The organism is Aeromonas sp. ASNIH8 (assembly GCF_002919855.1).
Taxonomy (GTDB): Bacteria; Pseudomonadota; Gammaproteobacteria; order Enterobacterales; family Aeromonadaceae; genus Aeromonas; species Aeromonas caviae.
In genome coordinates, this window is the sequence record NZ_PQLN01000172.1 from 1 (window position 1) to 4,628 (window position 4,628).

Annotated in this window: 5 protein-coding genes; 2 read left to right on the forward strand and 3 right to left on the reverse strand. The window is 56.6% G+C overall.

Translation table 11 applies throughout. From position 1 onward, the window contains the following. Positions 1-223 (reverse strand): transposase (locus C3418_RS22865; protein ID WP_146054115.1); only part of this gene is annotated, 223 nt, incomplete at its 3' end. Between the two features lie 78 nt (positions 224-301). On the opposite strand from C3418_RS22865, the gene C3418_RS22870 reads away from it, so the two are divergent. Next, positions 302-568 (forward strand): cytochrome b/b6 domain-containing protein, encoded by a 267-nt coding sequence (locus C3418_RS22870; RefSeq protein ID WP_244059091.1) that lies wholly within the window; start codon positions 302-304, stop codon positions 566-568. Between the two features lie 64 nt (positions 569-632). Here C3418_RS22870 and C3418_RS22875 read toward each other — a convergent pair whose 3' ends face one another. Both C3418_RS22875 and C3418_RS22880 read right to left on the reverse strand, forming a co-directional pair. Beyond that, positions 633-3,107 carry a glycogen/starch/alpha-glucan phosphorylase gene (locus tag C3418_RS22875; protein ID WP_049636007.1) on the reverse strand — a complete coding sequence of 825 codons (2,475 nt, stop codon included), beginning with the start codon at positions 3,105-3,107 and terminating at the stop codon, positions 633-635. Positions 3,108-3,500: 393 nt separating this feature from the next. Next, positions 3,501-3,698: a DUF4250 domain-containing protein gene (locus tag C3418_RS22880; protein ID WP_005323525.1), complete on the reverse strand. Its 198-nt coding sequence runs from the start codon at positions 3,696-3,698 to the stop codon at positions 3,501-3,503. 234 nt (positions 3,699-3,932) lie between these two features. Here C3418_RS22880 and C3418_RS22885 point away from each other — a divergent pair, with 234 nt between their 5' ends. After that, positions 3,933-4,412 carry a cell division inhibitor gene (locus C3418_RS22885; RefSeq protein WP_010674896.1) on the forward strand — a complete coding sequence of 160 codons (480 nt, stop codon included), beginning with the start codon at positions 3,933-3,935 and terminating at the stop codon, positions 4,410-4,412. The last annotated feature ends 216 nt before the right edge of the window (positions 4,413-4,628 follow it).

Here is a 4,628-nt window from a genome sequence, read left to right on the forward strand (position 1 = left end):
TGTTTCCAGTCAATGACATCTGGTGACGGCAGTTATTGCATTGCAGCACGCGTGGCCGACTTTTCAGGCGACAGCAGGTCTTGTTGGCGCACTCAGGACAGATGAAACCGTTCGGAAAACGCCAAGCGAGCAGCGCGTTTTCGCACTGCGCTTCAGTGCCATAGTCCTTGAAAAAATCAAACAGGCTGTAGCCTTTCTGGAATTGGACTTTGCTTTTGGCCATGATCTCGCACCTCAGTAACTGTACGTAAGATCAGTATAGCTCGTGGTGACTGCTAATCATGGGTAATCAGGAAATCCTTTGGGGTCCTTGATGATACTGCTGCTGTTGACCTGCCTTGTCGGCACCGCCGCCAGCGGGATCATGACCGAATACGGGCCGCTCTCCGGCACCCATCGCATGGAAGAGATCCACGAGTTCTTTGCCAAGGGGCTGCAGGTGGCCATCTTCGTCCATGTACTGGCCGTCATCGCCCTGGATCGTCTGGTACGGGGTGATCTCGTCAGGGCGATGATCACCGGCAAGAAACGGGTGCCGGCGGACACCCGGGTGGTCGACAGGCCCTGAGCCTCCCTCAGCCCGACAGATGAAAAAAAACCCCGCATCGCGGGGTTTTTCACAGGAGCAGACATCAGCCGACGCTGCAGCTCGTCAGTTTCCAGATACGGTCTACGTAATCCTGGATGGAGCGGTCGGAGTTGAACTTGCCCATGGTGGCAGAGTTGATGATGGCTTTCTTCGCCCACAGGGCCGGATCCCGGTACCAGGCATCGATCAGCTTGTGCGCCTCGGAGTAGGACTCGAAATCCGCCAGTGTCAGGTAAGGGTCTCCCCCTTCCAGCAAGGAGCGCTTGATGGAGGCCAGCTCACCCGGACGACCCGGCGTGAAGTAGTCGGTATCAAACCAGTCCAGCACGGCTTTCAGCTCGGAGTTGTCGTAGTAGAAGTCATACGGGTTGTAGCCGCGCACCTTCAGGGACTTCACCTCGTCCACATTCAGACCGAAGATGGCGCAGTTCTCGGCACCCGCCTCTTCGGCGATCTCGATGTTGGCTCCATCCAGCGTCCCGATGGTGATGGCACCGTTCAGCGCCATCTTCATGTTGCCGGTACCGGATGCTTCGTAACCTGCGGTGGAGATCTGCTCTGAGACATCCGCCGCCGGGATCAGCTTCTCGGCAAGGCTCACGCGGTAGTTCGGCATGAACACCACTTTCAGCTTGCCCTGAATACGGGCGTCGTTGTTGACCCGCTCCGCCAGCTTGTTGATGGCGTAGATGATGTCCTTGGCCAGCTTGTAGCCGGGCGCCGCCTTGGAGCCGAAGATGAACACCCGCGGATGCATGTCATAGTCCGGGTTCGCCAGCAGGCGACGGTAGAGCGCCATGATGTGGATGAGGTTCAGTTGCTGGCGCTTGTACTCGTGCAGACGCTTGATCTGGACGTCGAAGATCGCCTCCGCGCTCACGTCGATGCCGGTTTCCGCCTTGATGACCTTGACCAGCTTCTCCTTGTTGTGGCGCTTGATGGTCATGAACTGCTGCTGGAACGCCTTGTCGTCGGCAAACTTCACCACGCTGCGCAGCTTGTCCAGTTGCAGCGGCCACTCCTTGCCCACCACCTCGTTGTAGAGTTCGGCCAGTTCCGGGTTGCAGGCCAGCAGCCAGCGACGGGGAGTCACACCATTGGTGACGTTGCACATCTTCTCGGGCCACAGCTCGGCATACTCGGGGAAGAGATCTTCCTTCACCAGCTTGGAGTGGATCTCGGCCACGCCGTTCACCTTGGAGGAGCCGATGACGCACAGGTTGCCCATACGCACCTTGCGCACGTCACCCTCTTCGATGATGGAGAGCTTGGCCTTGATGGCATCGTTGCCCGGCCACTTGGGCTCCACCAGCTCGTTCAGGAAGCGGGCGTTGATTTCATAAATGATCTCGAGGTGACGGGGCAGTACCTTCTCGAACAGGCTGACGGACCACTTCTCCAGCGCTTCCGGCAGCAGGGTGTGGTTGGTGTAGGAGAAGACCTGATAGCAGATGCCCCAGGCGGTATCCCAGTTCAGCCCCTCTTCGTCCACCAGCACGCGCATCAGCTCGGGGATGGCCACGGTGGGGTGGGTATCGTTGAGCTGGATGGCGATTTGCGCGGCAAAGTTGCTGAAGTCACTGCCATGCACCCGCTTGTAGCGACGCATGATGTCCTTGATGGAGCAGGCGCAGAAGAAGTACTGCTGGATCAGGCGCAGCTCCTTGCCGGCGTCGGTCTCATCGTTCGGGTAGAGCACCTTGGAGATGGTCTCGGCCTGGGCCTTCTCGGCCTGGGAGTCGATATAACCACCGGCGTTGAACACGTCCCAGTCGAAGAACTCGGAGGCGCGGGATTCCCACAGACGCAGGATGTTGACGGTGTGACCACCGAAGCCGACCACCGGAATGTCCCAGGGCACCCCTTTGATCTTGCGACCGGCGTGCCACACCTTCTTCAGGCCACCCTTGTCACCAAAGACGGTCTCCACGTAGCCGTAGAGCGGGATCTCCTGCACCGATTCCGGGCGGCAGATCTCCCAGGGGTTGCCATATTCGCGCCAGGAGTCCGGACGCTCGATCTGACGGCCATCCTGAATTTCCTGACGGAACAGGCCGTGCTCGTAGTGGATGCCATAGCCCACCGCCGGGTAGTTCAGAGTGGCCAGGGAATCGATGAAGCAGGCAGCCAGACGACCCAGGCCGCCGTTGCCAAGGGCCATGTCAGGCTCTTGTTCACACAGATCGGTCAGTTCCAGACCAAGTTCACCCAGCGCCTCTTCACAGACTTTGTAGAGGGAGAGGTTGTGCAGGTTGTTGGAGGTCAAACGCCCCATCAAAAATTCAGCAGAGAGATAGTGAATCGCACGAGTATCTTTCTTGAAGTGAGCCTGCTGAGTACGGGTCAGGCGCTCGTACACCTGTTCATTGACGGCGGCAGCGGTCGCTTTCCACCAGGCATCCGGAGAGGCTTTCTGTTCGCTTGTACCCAAGGTAGAACGCAGGTGACGCACGATACTCGCCTTGAGCTGATCTTTATCCAGTTGGAGATCCTGGTCTGTCTTCTTCTTGGTAGCCATAAACCATTTTCCTTCGTTACAAATAAAAAATGTCATCCCATCGGGTGGACCGGCGCTGTTGTTATCTCAGAATATGCTCCGGCGGGGGCATACTAGCTAAAGCCAAGGGTTTAAAAGTTAACGTGAGTCACACTTTAACGCATAAAAATGACAGTTTCACCATGAAAACCCTTTCCTTGAGCCAGCCTGAATGAAATATAAATTTCGTTTTAAATCATAGTGATATAAGAAAACAAAAAAGATAGTTTCATGAATAGGTTTTCAATGATTGCCTGTGACTGAAAATACGTGAAAATAACCGCCGACTAGGGAGAAATTGAAAGCGCTTTCAATTCACACCCCCTCGTCAGGTAATAAAAAGGATGCCCCAATCGGAGCACCCTTTGATTTCAATTAACCATGTGCCTTGAACTGATTGCTCATAGGGTCGTAGTGATACCCGATCTGTTGCAGACGGGTAGCCAGCTGATCTTCTGTCATGTCGTAGTAAGCCAGCAGCTCTTCCAGACCATCACACTCCAGCCGCAGCTTCTCGTTGATGATCCCGAGCAGAATGTTCGCATCCAGTCGTTGCAAGGTACTAACGTCCATCTCGCTCCCTCCTCTCCCTATACAGGACTGTATAACCATGAGCGCCGACCCGAAGTTTGTCTACAGGTTAAAAAACACCCTGTATAAGGAAGATATAAATATCCTTTTTAATCATGTAGTTAAAGTCATCTCCTGTTAATCGGCTCACACTTTTAGCCACAAATGACTTGTCACTCCTTGCGAACAGAACTACTGTATGCGCATACAGCATGGTTATTCATACAGGAACGACATATGAGCCAGCCCCTGAATCTTTGCCCCCCCTCCTCCTCTGCCGGTCTGATCACCACCTGGCCCACTCGTCATCAGAGCAAGATGGGACAAGAGCAGCGGCGCGGCCCTCTCCATCAGGAAGCGCCGCTGCTGGATGCCCTGGGGCAACTGAGTCAGTCTGACAGTGGCTGGATCCTGCTCGTCGCCCCGCCCGGTCTGCCCGCCGCCGCGCAATTGCAGGCCAGAGGGATCAATCCTGCCAGGGTGCTTGTCGTGCACGCCCCCAAGATCAAGAATTGGCAGCGCCTGCTGGAGCAGAGCCTGATCAATGGTCACTGCGCCGCCGTGCTGACCTGGCTGCCCGAACAGGTCGCCCTGGACCGGAGCACATTGAGCACCCTGGGCCAGCGTGCCGGTGTCCTGACCCGCTTCTTCGAGCCCGCAACCCCTCTGGGTGGGGCACTGAGCTACGGCGGCCAGGATATCTACCTGAACCACTGATCGCCCCTTCGGCGTGACAGCCAATGCGCCGGCATTGCCCACCGGGTTATCCAGGCTTCCGACCCGGGATGCCATGGCGACAAAGACAAAGCAGCACAGCAGCACAGCAGCACAGCAGCACAGCAGCACAGCAGCACAGCAGCACAGCAGCACAGCAGCACAGCAGCACAGCAGCACAGCAGCACAGCAGCACAGCAGCACAGCAGCACAGCAGCA